Consider the following 17,156-nt stretch of genomic DNA (forward strand, 5'->3'; position numbering starts at 1 on the left):
CGCTGACCAGGTGGAGGGGTAATCGCCCGACGCTTCAATCAGCATACGAACGGCGCGTTCTTTAATCTCAGGAGTATAATGTCGTGTTTTCATTGTCGTATTCTCTCAGAATATTAGGTCTCCGACAATCCCGGGGCGGTTCACTATCCTGCCTGATTTTCCGGACTATCTGGGGATCTCTTGGCATTGGGGATGTATTTTTTTCAAATCGCTCATCAATCTCACGTTCAACCGCATACAACTGCCCGAATAACGCTAATGCGTCAATGCTAATAACACTTTGTCCAGTAACGTGCAATTCATGAAACTTACGCCGTGCATGGGCCATACAACCGATTTCGCTCACGCCTTGATGAAATAAAAACTTATATCCACTGTAATCATCGCAAATCAGCTTACCGTGCCATTTGTCTAAAAAGGCTTTAGGGTGCTCATTACGACGGCTCTGGGCAAAGTCATACACCACCGCTTTTAATGCACCGTGCTGTGGAGTGAGATACGCCCAAACATAGCCTTTCTTTAATGATTTACTGCCGGCTTTCACAGGGTTTTTCATGATAGACACCGGTGTTTCATCGACATGTAAGATAGGCTCAGACAGTAACAGCGAATGCAAGCGATTCACTAAAGGTGCCATGGCAACACCACAGCGTCCCACCCAGTCTGCCATGGTGGCATCGGGAATATTTACCCCACTTCGCTTATAGATAATATTCTGCCGATATAGAGGCTGATGGTCTGCATACTTACTAATGAGAATGTGAGCAAGCAGCTCAGGGGTGGCGATGCTCTTGTTAATGATTTGCTTGGGTGCAGCCGCTTGATGAATGATGTCACACTCACGGCATACCCATTTTGGATAGAGGTGTCGCTCAATATAAAACTGCTTGGGGATGAGTCCAAGTTTGTCCTGTTTATCCTCCCCAATTCGCTTCATTTGACAGCCGCAGTCACAAACGGTGGTGAGTGGTTCATGAACCAGAGTTTTAACCTCAAGGTTGTCAGGAATAACCGTGTATTTAGCACGCTTTGCTTTTTTAGGCTGATCAGTGGCTGAGGGTAGCGATCCGTCAGTGATCTGTGTGCTTGGTTCAAGGTCGCTCTCACCGATGAGCATTTCTGTCTGGATAGGATCGATAGCAGGTAGCTTGGCAAGCTGATCTTGGGTTAAGTCGCTGCGGTAGTCATCTCGGATTTGTTCTAGTGCAGATAAATCTTCTTGCGCAGCTTCCTGATTTAAGTGGGTTTGTTTGGCACTTAAGCCTTCGCTCTTTTGTCCATACAGTTGATGGATGAGCCGCTTTTGTTTTTCGATGAGTTCCAGTACTTTTAGATACAGCTTGTGGTTTTCCTCAAAGGTTTTATTGACGAGCTGCTGTAGTTGATCGTGACGTGTGTTTGTTTGAACAATCTGTTGTTGCAGGTGCTCATTACGCTGTTCAAGCATACTGATTTTCACCAGGAGCTCGGCGTAAATGGGGTCTTTCGATAAGTCGGATAGAGTGGCAACAGTCATGGCGATATGTTGCCAGAGTTTTATTTGCCTGTCATCGGGTATTTATAGGATGGGGGTTAATTTATCTTTGCCCATGTTACGCCAAGGCAGTCCACTGATTAAGGCATTAAATTGCTCACGGTTGATGCTGATGCCGATTTGAGTGGGGGTGAGTGGTTTGGTTAAGCCATGAAACTTGCTGTCGTCTAGCTGACGGCTGCAAAGCCAAACCCCAAGTCCGTCATGAATGAATACTTTCAGCCGTGTGCCTGTTTTGTTGTAAAACAGGTAGGCACAGTGAGGGCGGATGCCTTGGTGCTGGGTGATGATGTGAGCCAGTAGTTTGCCGCTGCCACATCGCATGTCCATGGGCGCGGTGGATAGCCAGATGTGATTGATGGGTATCATTGTAGGCCTCGTAGTAGGTCAATCAAACTTTGGGTGTCTATTTGGGCAATAGTGAGGCTTATGGACCCAGGTCCTGGGGCTCTGATTTGCAGCTTGATGTTTTGTATTACGGAGGGTGAGGACAGATGAGTTGCTTGAGGTTCAAGGCGGATTGGAATAAAGCAGGGGTTTGGATCAGCAGGACTGTTTATGGCAGCAGGTAATATGCCAGTTTGAGTCTTTTTGCGGTGATGCTGACGTTTCCAGTTATGGAGAAGGTTCTGGTTGATGCCATGGTCTCGAGCGATACTGGCAATTGATCGCCCTGAACCTTCAGCTTCTTGTACTAAAAGTTCTTTAAACTCAGCACTGTAAGTTCTACGTTTGGGTTTGTTAGGTGGTTGTGTTGTCATGTTAGTGTCCACGATTATTAATCGTGGACACTATCTCGCATTTTTTAAGTGAGGGAAAGATGGGATGGTCGGATGCTTACACTCTATACTGAGATTTAGAATAATCTTTGCACATACTTTATAAATTCTGAAAAAGTATCTTTTGGAAAATATAGATAGTTATTGGACACTGAAATGGACACAGTTATTAATCTATTAAGACATAAAACCCTTTAAAATTAAGTATTTTAGGTACAATTATCCCCAAGTGAAGGTTGGGGATAATTATAGTATAGTGGAGAAAGAAGGAGTAAGCTATTTTTTTGTTGATATATATGGCGTTTGAAGGAATAAACTTCATATAGATTAAAAGTAAGAGTGCTGTTTGCTGTTGGCAATAGAGTCCTTCGACATATTTGCACGAAAAACCGTGCTCCTGTACTCGCACAGAATACCTTAATCAAGGTGATAGTACTGTTCTGTGCAAATTTGGAAAGTATCAACTCAATGCTTTAGATTAAGACATCTCAGGAAGAACGAGAGATGTTAGAAAAGACCAATGAATGTTTCACTAATCAGGAAGACCCTTTTGGTGGCTCTAAATAAAAGCGTATTACAATGTAGTTAGCTATGAGGTGTATCTAGACTTGGACTTACTGAGATGCCAAGGAGGAGTATTGTCAGAGCTTGTATACGTTCTTATCAATGATATAGAGTAATAGGCATTCAGAAGGGTTATTGCTTTTACTTTAATCTTATTGTCACTTGGTGGCGAATAATTCTGTACCTAACACAGTTCAAGCACATTCGCATCAATGAGGAAGTTGGCTAAGCTATCAACAATCGATTGATGAGTGATTTGATTATTAGGTGATGATTAGGAATGACAAATTATGCAAAGGGGTTATGTACATTATTAAGGTAGTAAGCTTAGCAATGATGAGTAGAACAAGTTCATTGAACAGACTAACTTTAAATGAGTATTAAAATTACTGTACCTACAACGTGTCTATAAGAGGTCATTGATAGATTGATTTAATAAGTTAATCGTAGACTACGAGCGAACTAGGACTAATTAAGACTCTGGACATTAAGTCTTCAAGACATATCAGTTATAGTCAGTTCAAAATAAAATTGTTATGGTTAGGACAAACATCATAAAACAATTTGGATAAGTCGTTTTCCATCCAGCCTTGGCGTAGCAACTTCACCTGCGCCCATTTTTTCTCGATAGGGTTCAAATCAGGGCTATAAGGTGGCAGCCATAGTATACGATGACCATGCCTGTTGAGTAGCTTTTGAACGCGTTTGTTTTTGTGAAATCGAGCATTATCCATCACAATCACGCATTTGGTTTTAAGACTTGGGATTAGTTTGTGTTTGCACCAGTGATAGAAGACGATGCTGTTGATGTTTGTCTCAAGGTAATCAAGCGCAAACAGCATCTTTTCATACAGAGCACCAATAACGTTGGTTCGCTTTTTACCTTGCCAGTTGTAGCTATCGATACAAGGCTTACCAATCGGTGCATAACCATGAGAGCGAATGGTTTCAGCTTCAAAGCCACTCTCATCCATATAGATAATAGGATAGCCTTGTTGTTTAAAGGTATCAAGCTTACTTTGATAGATCGCTCTTTTTATCGGACATGCCTTTGGATGCTCTAAGGTCTTTTTTTTGACTGATGCCTAGGCGCTTTAGGGCATGATAAATGCCTGTTTTACTACAGTTTAAACGACGTGCTCGCTCATACTGATAATCATCAGGATGTTCTTTGACATCATTAAGTAGCACGTCATCTGGTATTTTATAGGGTTTGGTTTGCCTGGTTGTTTTGCTATGAACACGCCGCTTCCAGTTCTGTATGGTGGTTGGGCTGAGATTATAGAACTCAGCCGCCTCGGCAAAGGTCATACCCTCGTCTAAGCTTTTTAGCACTTGTTTGCGAAAATCTAGCGAGTAAGTCATGGTCTTTATAATAACAATTGGGTTTGATAATTAGTTTATAACACTTTTAAGTGGGATTGGCTATAGTAACTATGCTAATGACGATCATAATGATTATTTAAGTAGATAATATATTATGATTGAGTAATCAGGAGCTAGACTAATTAATGACTTACTGTTTAGTTATGGGTTTATGAAGTTAATATCAGGTAGCTCTAGTTTAACATAATATATATTATGCGAAAACAAACCAACGGGTTTTACTAATTGGGATTTAAGTTTCTACATGGTTCTTACAGCGCTTTTTAATACTGACTAAACACATAATTTCTAATGATATTAATATTGGCTATCACTCAGTCGCAAAACGTATGCTGGTTAACTTTATTGGCCAGCTTATTCTTGAGAATTTATTTCTTCGCACTGTTACTATAAATCATAGTCTTATTATAAATTTCATATTACGCTAAGGATATTTTTATGACGAAATTATCTACGACCTCAGCACTGAGCATGATGTTTGCATTGCCATTATTATTGTCTGGCTGCCAGTCTCAATCTATTATGAGCGCGCCGCAGAACATCGCTCAAAACAATACGGATCAAAATAGCATAGATCAAAACAATTCAGACATCGACACGGCTGTTATAAATCAGCAAACACTGAAACAACAATCCTTACGCATTCAGCAAGCACTGACCAATGGCGACTATGCCAGTATCGCTAATGACATTCATCCGAATCGTGGCGTTCGATTCTCGATGTATGCGTATATTCGCCCAGAATCAGATAAAGTTTTTAGCCGAGCTCAATATCTCCAATATCTGCATGAGTCCAATATTCGCTTCACTTGGGGCGAAAAAGATGGCATTGGCGACTTACTTATCACGCCATTACCTGACTATTTGCGCACTTGGGTCAATGCGAGCGTTTTTGATGATAATCCCACAATAAGTCTTAATAACAGCCAAGCTATGGGCAACAGCATTGATAACTTAAATAAAATATATCAAAACTCTGATTTCGTTGAGTTTTATATTAATGGTAGCGAAGAATATGGTGGTATGGATTGGCGTGCGATGCGTTTGGTGTTTGATACCTATCAGGGAAAGCGTTATCTCGTAGCGATTATTAGTGACCAATGGACGATTTAGAGTATATAAAACGATTAACTAACAAATTTATAAGCTGATTTTTAACAGGCAGCCTGCTCTATCTGCTTGTAAATACAGCATATATTTAAATATAAGTATATATTTACCAGCTCATGTTGTATGTCAGGTTGCATGGTTTTTGATACGGTTATCGATAAGGCTTTTAATAATAATCTTGTGTATTAGCCCTCTAATGACAACATATTCATAATCAATTTAATCAAGGTCTCTTTTTGATTGGGGTCAGATTCCGCAACCAGTAAGGTTAATGCTGCAAGCCCTGTATTATTGATGACCATGTCACCTTTATCGTTTAGTAATCGATGATTACGGTGCAAAAAATCCACGAACAAAAAAGCGCCGCTGCGTTTATTACCATCGATAAAGGGGTGGTTTTTTACCATGAAATACAGTAAATGTGCCGCTTTACTCTCAATAGTCGGATACGCAGGCTCACCAAAAACAGTTTGTTGCAAATTGCCCAATACGCTATCTAAACCATCACCACGAGGTTTCGCAAATAACTCAGTTGCCTCACCCCTATTTATCAGCTGCGCTTTCAAGTTCGTCAGTGCTGCCATCGCCTCAGCCGTACTGGGTAATATACCGCCTGCTTGTCCTGAAGGGCTATCTAGTAAACCTTCATCATAGCGCTGTAGCCATAAAAAAGTTTGCGTATAACGGCTTATAATTTCAACCAATCCACGCCCTTCGTCGGTTTTAAGCTCGGGGCTTTGCGCGGTTTTTTTAATTAAATTTAACGCTTGTTGTAGCTCGCTTGAGTTTTTATCAAAGCGCTGTTGATTGAGCGTATAGCCTTGTACCAAATACTCACGCAAACGCTGCGTTGCCCAACGCCTAAATTGCACCCCTTGAGGCGATTTGATGCGATAACCAACCGATATAACCACATCTAAGTCATAAAAAGTCACCGGACGGTCTGAATTTGCAATATGCATTTTTTGCATATTGCTTTTTTCAGCGATTTCTTCATCGTTGATGGCGTTATTAATATGGCGAGAAATCACTGATTGATCACGGCCAAACAACTCTGTCATTTGTGCTTGTGACAGCCAAACCGTCTCTTGCTCAAAACGTACATCTACTTGCGCCTTTCCATCAGCACTTTCATAAATTTCTACTGTTGCCATGTCGTTATTTATCGCGTCAATCACCTCAACTTCCTCATTTTTAATATAGTTATTCCTAAATAAAAGAGATACAAATATAGTGGTATGGCTATAGCGGCGTCTGACGAAAAAATTTGACCATCATGTCATAAATATCAGGATACGCATCAATCAGCTTTTGCGGTGTCTCAAAAAACACTTCACTCAATACGGCAAAAAACTCAGCCGGATTGGTCGCGCCATAACGATCAAGCCCTGATTTACGATGCGTTTGAAAGTCTGCAAAATCTCGTGTCATGACCTCAGTCCACTGAATGCGGCTCATATCAGGTTGTAACGGTGGAAAGCCATTCGCGCTACCATTCAACATGTCGAGCTTATGCACAAACTCATGAATAACAACATTATGTCCATCGCGCTCGCCTGAGTGTTTGGCATCTTTCCATGACAAAATAACAGGGCCACGTAGCCAAGCTTCTCCGCTACGGTGCTGACTACCCTGATGGACGATACCAAACTCATCTACCGCGGTCGTGTCGCTTTTGTATGAGCTGGGATAAATGATAATAGATGACCAGCCAGCGTACCACTCAAGGCTTAGGTTTAAGATTGGCAAACAGGCTTGCAAAGCAATCGATTGTCTAACGGTATCAGTCACCTCAAACCCCTGAGCACCGGTAATAGACTTATCGGCCAAAAATAACGTTGCAAGCTCAAACAGTCGCTTCAGCTCGTCTTCATGTAACCGATCAAGTATTACAATGCGCTTAGCAGCTTGTATCCAATCGGCATGGGTAAACGCGCTATTATCCAATATACGCTGCTCGCGCCAGTCTTTTATAAAGCTAAACATATACTTCTATCCTACGTCCATAAGATTATGAAAATACTAATAATTAGAAGTATATTAATAAAGACAATAATTCATATAAAAACAAATACTTAGTTGGTTATCCCTACTTCTTGCAAATAGTTATACAGACCTTCTGAAAATTGTCGATACCCTGCGGTATTGGCATGGATTTTATCAGATTTCAACGCATCGTCAGACAATACTTTTGACCAGCCATTGGCATATAGCGGCACCCCTTCTGATTCAGAAATATCTTCATAAATAGGATTGTCACTGGCTTTGCCAAACAGCGCACTGGCACTGAAATAAGGTTGTGCGATCAGCACTACGGGGATATCAGCCGATTTTAACTGATTTATAGTCGCTGTGATATTGGCAGTTGTGATATTAGGAGGCAACTGCTGCAAAACATCATTACCACCGACACTGAGCAATACCAAATCAGGATTTTGACCAATAACTTTCTCGGTTCGTGCCAGTACATCAGCAGAGGTATCACCGTTAACCCCTTCATTCACAACACGCCATTTTGTCATACTGGCTAGTGCAGCAGGATAAGCTGTCTCAGGACTGGCACCATAACCATACGTCAAAGAATCTCCCAAAGCGATCACTGTACTTCCCGTGGGCAAAGCCGCTTGTGTTGGTTCATTAGCACAACCATTCAGAGCAATAGTAGCAATCCCTATACTTGCTAGCCCTAACATTTGCTTACAAAATTTCATGTCTACCCTCTCGTCCTATTACTTACTTCAGTACACGCTTATCAATACGTCATCAGTGCACTGGCTCACGTTTGATTAAATTTATTACAATTTAGTTAAACTTATTTAAAACCTATTGTCTAACGCTTGTTGTATGTTACTCAGTATACGTTGTATAGTTTAAATCAGACACGGACTGTTTTTTGGGTATATTGTACAGACTGGTCTACCCATAACAGTGGAGAGGTTACCTAGAATATGTGAGGTCGTTATGGAGAAAAAATCATCTCAATCGCAGAATCAAGGCAAAACGCAAAGTCAGACACAGAGCGCGGCTACCACCAAAGCAGCCGTTAAAGACCGACTGCAAAAACAACCATCCGAAACGCCAAACCCACCTAAAATATTTAACGAACTACAAGACAGTAAAGGTCAATATCGCCCTGTTGCTAAATCTGTTGGTAATTGGCTAAATGACATCAACCTCGATTCCCTCAACCATTTAAACGAACAAGCCGCTGACATATTTTACCGTAAAGGTGTGACATTTACGGTGTATAGTGATGCCAAAAATATTGAACGAATGATTCCATTTGATATCATTCCGCGTGTCATCGCCGCTAGCGAATGGCAGCAAGTAGAGGCTGGATGTAAACAGCGCATCACTGCCCTCAATGCCTTTTTGCATGACATCTATCACGACCAAGCCATTATGAAAGAAGGTGTTGTTCCCGATGCTTATGTCTATGCAAGCGGCTGCTACGAACCATGGATGATGGGTATTGAGCTTGACAAACCTATCTACTCACACATCAGTGGTATCGATTTAATCCGAGACGAATCTGGTAAATTCTGTGTATTAGAAGACAATCTGCGCACACCCTCAGGCGTCTCATACATGTTAGAGAGCCGTAATATATCAGAGATGTTATTGTCGGATATATTTGAAGACACCCCCATCTTAGGCATTAGTGACTACCCCAAACGTCTCAAAGCCTGTCTAGCCAGCTCTACCAGCAAATACGACCCACAAATTGTCATTTTAACTCCAGGGCGCTTCAACAGTGCGTATTACGAGCATGCATTCTTGGCACATGAGATGAATGTCCCTCTAGTACACGGTTACGACTTAATCGTCGAGGACAGTAAGGTCTATATGCAGGGGATTCGCGGTAAAGTGCAGGTCGATGTGATTTATCGGCGTATTGACGACCCTTATATTGACCCACTGGCATTTTCTTCCAATTCTATTTTGGGCGTGTCAGGACTCATGAGTGCTTACCGTTCTCGTAACGTGGTCATTGTGAATGCACCAGGAACTGGCGTCGCCGATGACAAAAGTCTCTATCCATTTGTTCCAGATATGATTGAGTTTTATTTGGGTGAAAAACCCATCCTGCCAAATATTGAAACCTATCAATGCCGAAAACCTGATGAGCTTGAATACGTACTCGCCAATCTGGGTGATTTGGTGGTCAAAGAAACACAAGGCTCTGGTGGCTACGGTATGCTCATAGGTCCAACCTCGACCAAACAAGAAATTGAAGACTACCGTGTACGCTTATTAGAAAATCCAGCAGGATTTATTGCCCAGCCGACCATATCACTATCTACCAATCCAACAGCAGTCAGTGATGGTATTGCACCGAGACATATTGACTTACGACCATTTATATTGAGTCATGGCGATGGCACGGTCGATATCGTACCGGGCGGCCTAACGCGAGTGGCAATGGTCGAAGGCTCATTGGTCGTTAACTCCTCACAAGGTGGTGGCATCAAAGACACTTGGGTTGTCGATGACAGTAATTTAAAGTCTGCGAACAAAAAAACAAACTGCAAATGCTCGCCTTTATCATCAGACGTCAACACCTCAGATCACGCCAACTATTATGACCGTGTACAGCCTCTAGAGGCAGGCTATGAGATGCTAGACGATGCACCGATGATACTACTACTCTCCACCGCCAGTTATCTCATATGGCTAGGTCGATATAGCGAGCGGCTGTATTACTATGATGATGTCATGAAAAAACTGGTCAAAGATGATTTTAAAAAATCACAGCTTAAGCATTTAATCAGTCACTTAGGTTTTAATGCAGATATAAACGAATCATCTAAAACCATGAAAGCACAGATGATGTCTGATTTAGAACGAAACATCATACCGAACATCGTTCAATCGATAGATGACAATGTACAGGAAGCAAAAGGCGTCATTGGTAAAGACACCGCTGAGTTATATAACTTGATTAAGCGGCTATCAAGTGCTGGTACTTATCGGGCTGCAACCTTGCAGCTACATGCCTGTAATGCTGCTATGAAACAAGAGCATCCGACCGTGACTTGCTTTTGGCAATTAGGTCGTCATTTTGAGCAGCTTGAGCGGGCTGTGCTATTAGAAGAGGACTCAATAGAAGTCAGTCTCGAATTTAAGCACTGGATTAATGAATTGCCGGAAAACACGCGCTGGCGTGAGCTGACACGTCTGGCCAATCAGATGATTCGATCGAAGAAATTTAGTGATTTTGAGCTGATTAGTAAAGAGTTTAATATCATCTTGCGTCAAGGTGTCTAGCCAAAAATTGATATGGGATTGACTATACATATGAAATAAACAGAATAATAGGGAGCTATCATGAAACTTCAAATCAGCCATCAAACCAACTATTATTACGGTGAGCTTGCACAGCGCAGTGTACAATATATACGCATGACTCCAATGCATATGCCGCATCAAATTATTCATAAATGGGAGGTGATGCTCCCTAAAGTGGCAACCAATCAAAAAGATGGGTTTGGTAATGATTGGCTCACGCTAAGCCGTAATGAAGCGCATAATAACTTGCAAATGCAAGCATCAGGTATCGTTGAAATCGATATAGAGACCAAACGTTTAGAGGATATGGCTCATGTCCCCTACCTACTGTTTACCGTACAAACACCTTTGACCAAATGCTCACAAGAGATGCGCGATTTTGCCGCGCCCTATCTAAAAAACCCCACCCATGACAGTCTCAAGGCGATGGCCAATGCACTTATCATGAAAATGCCGTTTGTGAAAGATGTGACCCATGTAGGTACGACAGCTGCTGAGTCTTTTGCAACGAGCGCTGGCGTATGCCAAGATCACACTCATGTGTTTTTGGGTTGCTGCCGTGATCAGCATATTCCAGCCCGCTATGTGTCAGGCTACCTGTATGACGATACCGAAAACCATATGGCCAGTCATGCGTGGGCCGAGGTGTGGCTAGACGGCTACTGGTATACCTTTGATATCTCCAACCAATTGTTTCAACCAAGCTCTCATGTCTATGTGGCCATTGGTAGAGACTACTTAGATACGGCGCCTGTACGCGGTGTGCGTATGGGCGGTGGCTATGAGAACCTTTATAGCCAAGTGCTAGTCAAACGACTATCATAGAACAATCATCATAGAGCGATTCCATTTTGCGCTTACTATAGCCAATCCACTATAAGAGAGTTACAGCGTTAACTTCGGTTACCCTGTAACTTTTTTAAATTAAATCAACGATAACAAGGATGTTTTATGACTTACTGTGCTGCCATTCGCCTAAAAGATGGTATGGTTTTCGCTAGCGACACGCGCACCAATGCAGGTGTCGATCACATATCAACCTTTAGAAAGCTATATCAGTATGGCATTGAAGGCGAACGCGTCATGGTGCTACAAACCGCGGGCAGCCTAGCCACATCACAAGCCGTTTTTACCAAGTTGCAAAATGATATTGATCAACATTATGAAAGTAATCTTAATACCGCACTGACGTTATTTGATGCTGCGCAAATGGTGGGCGAATGTATGCGTAACGTGATGAATCATGCAAAACAAGTTGCCAATGATAATGATGGCAGTCGGTTTACCAGCTCATTTATGTTGGGTGGTCAAATAAAAGGCCAGCCGCATGAGCTGTATATGATTTACCCTGAAGGCAACTGTATTAGAGCTACCAAAGACACACCATTTTTTCAGCTAGGCGAAAGCAAGTACGGCAAGCCTATTCTGGATCGCTCGGTCACATACGACACCGATATACAGCATGCCGCACGGGCTTTGATGCTTTCATTCGACTCAACCATTCACTCAAACCTGTCAGTGGGTATGCCGATAGACTTTGTGATCTATAACAGTGACAGCTTAGAGAGGCCTGAAGGTCGCCGTATCGATGAGAGTGACGATTATTTCAATGAAATTCGTCGTCAATGGTCAAAGTCGCTGCGCAATATATTGGTAGAACTGCCTGAATACCCTGATAATTATTGGAATAAATAGCGCTGTATAGAATTATATTTTTTGCACTAAATCGACACTAAAAAGCCCTCTGCTAGAACAGAGGGCTTTTACTAAGGCGCGTCCTCATTTCAAGCATAAAAGTCGGATAAACAACCGCCGAACATCATCAAATTTAAATTTAGCTAAAAGATAGGGCAAAACTAAACTTGTAGTTATTGTCTTTAATAGGTATTGACTCGTTTTTTATTCGCAATACGTATAGAATTATTTAACATGCTATTAGCATCTACGCTACTCAAACATAATAAATACTGGTACAACCTCAAATTAGGATAAATATTAATGCAAAAAAATAATGCTTTTATGCATATATTCAGCGTAGTGTCAGTTACAGCCATACTACTAGTTGGCTGTACCACGGCTAAAACAGTGACTGACGAGATGAGAACGACCCCGTCAGAACAGAAGATGATCAGCGCAATACCTGATACAGAAATATTTACTGGTTGTTATAGTATTCATGCCGATCAGCCAGCACAAATAAAAATCAATAAATCATCATATGGCTGGTCTATGCAGATGAAAGAGCCGCCCAATGCTCATTATGTTTGGGACGAGTCTGAGCCACTTACATTGCTTGATCGCAGTGAGATGTCGACATTTTTTCCTATAAGCATGGAACACGTTGACATAGCGATCAGAAGAGCAGACGATGTATTGGTGATAGCACATATCAGAGATGGATATGTGGCTAGTAGCGACTCATCGATTGATAGTGAATATTTGTCTTATCTTTATGGTAATACTAGAATTATCTACAAAGTAGACTGTGATGAGATTCAAATTGAACTTTAGCGAGTTGTTAGGGAGGCAAGACGTTAAGCAGACAATAAAAAACCGGCGTAGCGCTGAATAAACAGCCCTACGCCGGTTTTGTTTTAAAGACCTTGAATGCCAGCATAATAATGTCACACTCAATTGTTGTGTAATCTACCTCATGACCTGGTACATGGAAGACTCACTGGACTGCACCTAGAAAAAGGCCCTAGTGCATTAGCTCAATCACGATTGCGTGATTGCGCCAGCGAGCTAATGACACTAGGGCCTTTTTCTAGGTATTAGCAGGACTGAAACAGTCTTCCTTGGGTAAAATGTAATGGCTTGACTCGTGGACGACGCAACGTCGCCCCTCACCGTAAACGGTGAAACGCTAAATCTCACAACCCGTTAAGTTTGCCTCATAATAGTTATTATTGTCAATGTATAATTTCAAAAAAACTCAAGCGCGACATTATATGTCGCAGCCCATATGTTTACTGACAACAGTCCTTGATATTTTCTTTGAAACGCGCTTTTATAGTGCTACAAAATTACGAGCACTGACAAAATAAAAATTAAGGCAAGTTTCTATGAGTCTGTCATTTTCACAAATTCAGCAAGCTTGGCAAGCCCAAGATCCAAGTTTGGTCGATAAATTATGTACATTGGCAACTCAAGCTGATGCGATTCCCGAGATACCCATCCCCGAAAGCGAATTGACGTTTGATCGCTTTTTGGACAAGATTCTAAGTCATCAGTTTCGGGAGCAAAACCCCGAAATACAGTTTGCAGAGCGTGTGGCGATGATTGCCAAACTCGAAGCAGACGAAGGCATCTACCCCTTACCTGACCGTTACAAAATCCATTTAATACTGACTGCGCTGTGGGAAGATGGTAGCGCGTACTCTAGAGCCATTTTAAAACAAGCTATCAGTGAGCTACCAGTTAACTACGGTGTGTGGAAAGGTTTAAAGCGCATTTACAAGCAGGCTGAATTTTCTCAAGATTATGAGATTTTTGGACAAATAGCCGCCAAGATTGATTTACAACGGTTTGATCAGACGCCCAACGCCAACGTTAGCTTCGCCACCAAGACCTATATGAGCCTTAGAGCATGGCGTTATTTGCGCCAACTGGGGCAGCAAATGCCTATTGGCTATATTGATGCTGCTATCTGTGTACTCGCCAGCTATGACGAAACCATGACAGCAGGCAGTCCTGAGCAAACGAGCAGCTGGGTGCTCAATCACATTTGCTTCCACAATAGCCTTGATTATGGCGTCAATCGATTTAGCAATCGCTCCCCTCGCAAGCTATTTGACGCAAAAGGTCGTGCGTTTTCTGAGGCGTGGCAACGAGATCCTGAACCACTTATTCAACTATTGGCTATCGCAAAAAATGAGGCGATCAGACAGTTTGCCACCGATAGTCTAAAGCATGACTTTAAAACCCAGTTACGTGATGTAAGTAGTGACACGCTGCAATATCTATCGGCTGGTAAGGCGCATAGTAAAGCGCGTGATGAGATGATTGTTTGGTTACTAGAAAACTCACCTAATTTTGAAAAGTCTAAGTTCCAGACATTGGGCTTACATCAAGTCGTACTACAACTACTTCATTCACACTATCCTGCTGCCTATCAATACGCGATTGGCTATGCCAAAAGCTATGCCCAAGACTTATCACTCACTGAGCTGATGCTACTGGCAATGTCAGATTATGAGCCTGTTAGAACCTTTGCAATCAACAGTATCTTAAGTCGTGACCCTATTTCAGATATTGGTGTCAATGGTTGGGGGCAGCTATTAGACACAGAGCATCACCATCAAACTGCTAGCAAACAACTCAGCAAACACTTTACGAGACGCGACTTAACTCCTGAGTGGTTTTTTGAACGGTTGACTAGCAGCAGACGGTACAGTGTTAAGTTTGCCATAAAAAAATTGCCTGAGCTCTATAGTGCCAAAGAATTAGGAGCTGAATACTTTATTCGCGTCGCCCAGCAACTAGATATATCAGCAGCATACGATTTCTCTGCTCATGATGACAGTTACTGCATGCACTTTGCGTTAGATCAGCTTAGGCGTTTGGATTTGAGTCAAATAAATGCTTCAGTATGGCAGGTGCTGTTATTACATCCATTGTCACAGTCTACTGTTATCGACTGGATTGATGAAGATGTGCTATCAGCCGCAGCGATGGATATGAGCTACTGGCATGCGCTTGCTTATGAGCCTGATTGGCAAGTATCTGAATATATTGAAAAATTAAAGTCCACCAGTATTATCAATCTTATAAGTAGTACTGATAATCAAGGTTTATCCTCTACTTCTGAACCTATCAAGAATTGGCAAAAGCAATTAGACTTTGATGAATACTTAGCAGAAAATGCGCGAGATTGGCTGTCTGATGTACGCCGTTTTGCGCCGATAGATCTAGGTTTCGACTGGCTTATGACGCTAGCACATAGTGAGCAAGCACTCTATCGTGAATTTGCAATTGAGCGTATTAACAAAGGTTTCCTGCCTGCTGATTTTGTCGCATATCTCGATAATGACAGTAATGAAGATAGCTCTACTGACAGCGCTTCTAGTGATAGCACTACAGGCTCGAGTAGTGATGCAGATGTTGCTACCGAAGTAGATTTGTCCGGTCAGCGGTATTTGTTCACGGGTAAGATGCAAAGCATGACACGTGGCGAGGCCGAAAAAGTCGTGAAAGCAGCTAATGGTGCTATTAGTAGCGCCGTCAATGGCAAGCTAGATTATTTGGTCATTGGAGATGATGGATCACCGCTATATGGTAATGGCCGTAAAGGCAGTAAACAGCTGAAAGCTGAAGGTTTGATCGCTGATGGTGCGGCACTGAAAATCATCTCTGAAACAGCGTTTTTACAAATGCTAAGTGGTCAATCACGAGAAGTGTCCGAAGATGATATTTTTGCAGGAGCCAATGCCTTGTGGCACATGGCAACAGATGATGCTACTGCGCCTATCAGTGAGCTTGCGATCAGCTACCTAAGTCATCATCATGAACATATTTGTATGGCGTTGACAGACAGACCTGTTGATCCTGATGCGGTTATCCCTTCTTCGTTCTTTGATGCTGAGCGCGTCATTCCTTTATTACAACAGCGTAACAGCCAGCTGCGAGATTTTGGCTTATTACTGAGCGAGTATGAGATGGCGACGTGGCAACCAACGCCAGCTCTATGGCTCACGATAGCTGAGTCGTCTTATACTGAGGTCACTGAGCTGTTGAAACGTGCGCTTTTAGACGAACCTTCCGTTACCAATCGCCGTTACCACGTCCAGTCAACACAACTGAATGCTGATATGTTGAATGCTTTAATTGAAAGCAAAGCGCGAGTCGCTCGCCAAATCGGTATCACGCTGCTACAGCGTCACGCTCACTTCCAAGAAGTGCAGTCTTTATACCAACTGACGCAAAGCACAGACCGTGAAGTACGTTATGCTGCCGTGACCATGCTATGGAAACACTACAAGTCGCGTCACGTGTCTCCAAACTGGCAACCAACCAGTAGCGATAAAGATGTCGTACAAGATAAAGACAGCAACACTCAACCAGTCATAGAAGATCAGCCAGTAAAAACAGCAGAGAACTTGCCTGCAGAAGTCGATCAGTTATTAATGCTGCTACGCCGCGGGCTATTTGAGCTACCGCCTGGTCGTTTGGGCGGTTCGCAAGAACCCAATGCTAATGCCAACAATAATCAACAACGCTATTCAGATAAAAGCAATGAGACAGCTGATACAGATAGCAATATTACGCTAAAACCTATATCTGCGAGTCGTGCCAAACTGGCATTGATTGAGACTTTTCGTGATGTGGCATTGGCTGATAGTACCTTTGCGGCGCTCATTATGCCGACACTATTCACCTTTACGCACTCAGCAGGCAAGATGGAGCGTCATGCGTGTCTGGTTGCCGTCACACGGTTGTTGCATCGCTATCCCGAGCTGTCCAACAATCTACAGACAGCTGCTTCTGCTTAACGG

13 protein-coding genes and 1 pseudogene are annotated in these 17,156 nt (G+C 42.4%); 6 read left to right on the forward strand and 8 right to left on the reverse strand.

The annotated features are described in order from the left end of the window. Window positions 1-67: 67 nt before the first annotated feature. From tnpC to ACT3QP_RS06920, 5 genes are all read right to left on the reverse strand, one after another. Window positions 68-1,516 carry an IS66 family transposase gene (tnpC, locus tag ACT3QP_RS06900; RefSeq protein ID WP_444524973.1) on the reverse strand — a complete coding sequence of 483 codons (1,449 nt, stop codon included), beginning with the start codon at window positions 1,514-1,516 and terminating at the stop codon, window positions 68-70. 42 nt (window positions 1,517-1,558) lie between these two features. After that, entirely contained in the window at window positions 1,559-1,903 is a 345-nt protein-coding gene (gene tnpB / locus ACT3QP_RS06905) for an IS66 family insertion sequence element accessory protein TnpB (protein WP_442477900.1), read from the reverse strand. Further along, window positions 1,900-2,295, reverse strand: a complete 396-nt coding sequence (locus ACT3QP_RS06910) for a transposase (protein WP_442062847.1) — start codon at window positions 2,293-2,295, stop codon at window positions 1,900-1,902. Before ACT3QP_RS06910 ends, tnpB begins: the two co-directional genes overlap by 4 nt. Window positions 2,296-3,392: 1,097 nt before the next feature. After that, window positions 3,393-3,917 carry an IS630 family transposase gene (locus ACT3QP_RS06915; protein ID WP_444524995.1) on the reverse strand — a complete coding sequence of 175 codons (525 nt, stop codon included), beginning with the start codon at window positions 3,915-3,917 and terminating at the stop codon, window positions 3,393-3,395. Continuing rightward, entirely contained in the window at window positions 3,892-4,242 is a 351-nt protein-coding gene (locus ACT3QP_RS06920) for an IS630 transposase-related protein (protein ID WP_444524974.1), read from the reverse strand. The genes ACT3QP_RS06915 and ACT3QP_RS06920 overlap by 26 nt, the downstream gene beginning before the upstream one ends. A 459-nt stretch (window positions 4,243-4,701) precedes the next feature. Here ACT3QP_RS06920 and ACT3QP_RS06925 point away from each other — a divergent pair, with 459 nt between their 5' ends. Continuing rightward, on the forward strand, window positions 4,702-5,376 hold the full coding sequence (locus ACT3QP_RS06925) for a hypothetical protein (RefSeq protein WP_444524975.1): 675 nt from the start codon (window positions 4,702-4,704) through the stop codon (window positions 5,374-5,376). Between the two features lie 182 nt (window positions 5,377-5,558). On the opposite strand, the gene rhuM is transcribed toward ACT3QP_RS06925, so the two are convergent. The 3 genes from rhuM to ACT3QP_RS06940 all read right to left on the reverse strand — a co-directional run bounded on the left by rhuM (window position 5,559) and on the right by ACT3QP_RS06940 (window position 8,084). Next, window positions 5,559-6,551 (reverse strand): RhuM family protein, encoded by a 993-nt coding sequence (gene rhuM / locus ACT3QP_RS06930; protein ID WP_444524976.1) that lies wholly within the window; start codon window positions 6,549-6,551, stop codon window positions 5,559-5,561. 64 nt (window positions 6,552-6,615) lie between these two features. Beyond that, on the reverse strand, window positions 6,616-7,359 hold the full coding sequence (locus tag ACT3QP_RS06935) for a zinc-dependent peptidase (RefSeq protein ID WP_444524977.1): 744 nt from the start codon (window positions 7,357-7,359) through the stop codon (window positions 6,616-6,618). A gap of 89 nt (window positions 7,360-7,448) precedes the next feature. Further along, window positions 7,449-8,084: a GDSL-type esterase/lipase family protein gene (locus ACT3QP_RS06940; protein ID WP_444524978.1), complete on the reverse strand. Its 636-nt coding sequence runs from the start codon at window positions 8,082-8,084 to the stop codon at window positions 7,449-7,451. A gap of 250 nt (window positions 8,085-8,334) precedes the next feature. Between ACT3QP_RS06940 and ACT3QP_RS06945 the strand changes: the two are divergent. The 5 genes and pseudogenes from ACT3QP_RS06945 to ACT3QP_RS06965 form a co-directional block, all read left to right on the forward strand. After that, window positions 8,335-9,864 (forward strand): annotated as a pseudogene (locus ACT3QP_RS06945) (circularly permuted type 2 ATP-grasp protein); the annotation flags it as partial. A gap of 837 nt (window positions 9,865-10,701) precedes the next feature. Further along, window positions 10,702-11,487 carry a transglutaminase family protein gene (locus tag ACT3QP_RS06950; protein ID WP_444524979.1) on the forward strand — a complete coding sequence of 262 codons (786 nt, stop codon included), beginning with the start codon at window positions 10,702-10,704 and terminating at the stop codon, window positions 11,485-11,487. A gap of 126 nt (window positions 11,488-11,613) precedes the next feature. Then, the gene (locus ACT3QP_RS06955; protein ID WP_444524980.1) at window positions 11,614-12,357 is read left to right on the forward strand and encodes a peptidase; all 744 of its coding nucleotides are present in this window, start codon (window positions 11,614-11,616) and stop codon (window positions 12,355-12,357) included. A gap of 303 nt (window positions 12,358-12,660) precedes the next feature. Then, window positions 12,661-13,173 carry a hypothetical protein gene (locus tag ACT3QP_RS06960; RefSeq protein WP_444524981.1) on the forward strand — a complete coding sequence of 171 codons (513 nt, stop codon included), beginning with the start codon at window positions 12,661-12,663 and terminating at the stop codon, window positions 13,171-13,173. Window positions 13,174-13,727: 554 nt separating this feature from the next. Beyond that, entirely contained in the window at window positions 13,728-17,153 is a 3,426-nt protein-coding gene (locus ACT3QP_RS06965) for a BRCT domain-containing protein (protein ID WP_444524982.1), read from the forward strand. Window positions 17,154-17,156: the final 3 nt, after the last annotated feature.

This window comes from Psychrobacter sp. AOP7-B1-24, assembly GCF_052376215.1.
GTDB lineage: Bacteria > Pseudomonadota > Gammaproteobacteria > Pseudomonadales > Moraxellaceae > Psychrobacter.

Excerpts from the sequence above, each read along its gene's own strand:
- ACT3QP_RS06925 (WP_444524975.1), top strand. The coding sequence starts at position 4,702 with ATGACGAAATTATCTACGACCTCAGCACTGAGCATGATGTTTGCATTG.
- tnpC (WP_444524973.1), bottom strand. The coding sequence starts at position 1,516 with ATGACTGTTGCCACTCTATCCGACTTATCGAAAGACCCCATTTACGCC.
- ACT3QP_RS06910 (WP_442062847.1), bottom strand. The coding sequence starts at position 2,295 with ATGACAACACAACCACCTAACAAACCCAAACGTAGAACTTACAGTGCT.
- ACT3QP_RS06940 (WP_444524978.1), bottom strand. The coding sequence starts at position 8,084 with ATGAAATTTTGTAAGCAAATGTTAGGGCTAGCAAGTATAGGGATTGCT.
- tnpB (WP_442477900.1), bottom strand. The coding sequence starts at position 1,903 with ATGATACCCATCAATCACATCTGGCTATCCACCGCGCCCATGGACATG.
- ACT3QP_RS06955 (WP_444524980.1), top strand. The coding sequence starts at position 11,614 with ATGACTTACTGTGCTGCCATTCGCCTAAAAGATGGTATGGTTTTCGCT.
- ACT3QP_RS06965 (WP_444524982.1), top strand. The coding sequence starts at position 13,728 with ATGAGTCTGTCATTTTCACAAATTCAGCAAGCTTGGCAAGCCCAAGAT.
- ACT3QP_RS06935 (WP_444524977.1), bottom strand. The coding sequence starts at position 7,359 with ATGTTTAGCTTTATAAAAGACTGGCGCGAGCAGCGTATATTGGATAAT.
- ACT3QP_RS06920 (WP_444524974.1), bottom strand. The coding sequence starts at position 4,242 with ATGACTTACTCGCTAGATTTTCGCAAACAAGTGCTAAAAAGCTTAGAC.
- ACT3QP_RS06960 (WP_444524981.1), top strand. The coding sequence starts at position 12,661 with ATGCAAAAAAATAATGCTTTTATGCATATATTCAGCGTAGTGTCAGTT.
- ACT3QP_RS06950 (WP_444524979.1), top strand. The coding sequence starts at position 10,702 with ATGAAACTTCAAATCAGCCATCAAACCAACTATTATTACGGTGAGCTT.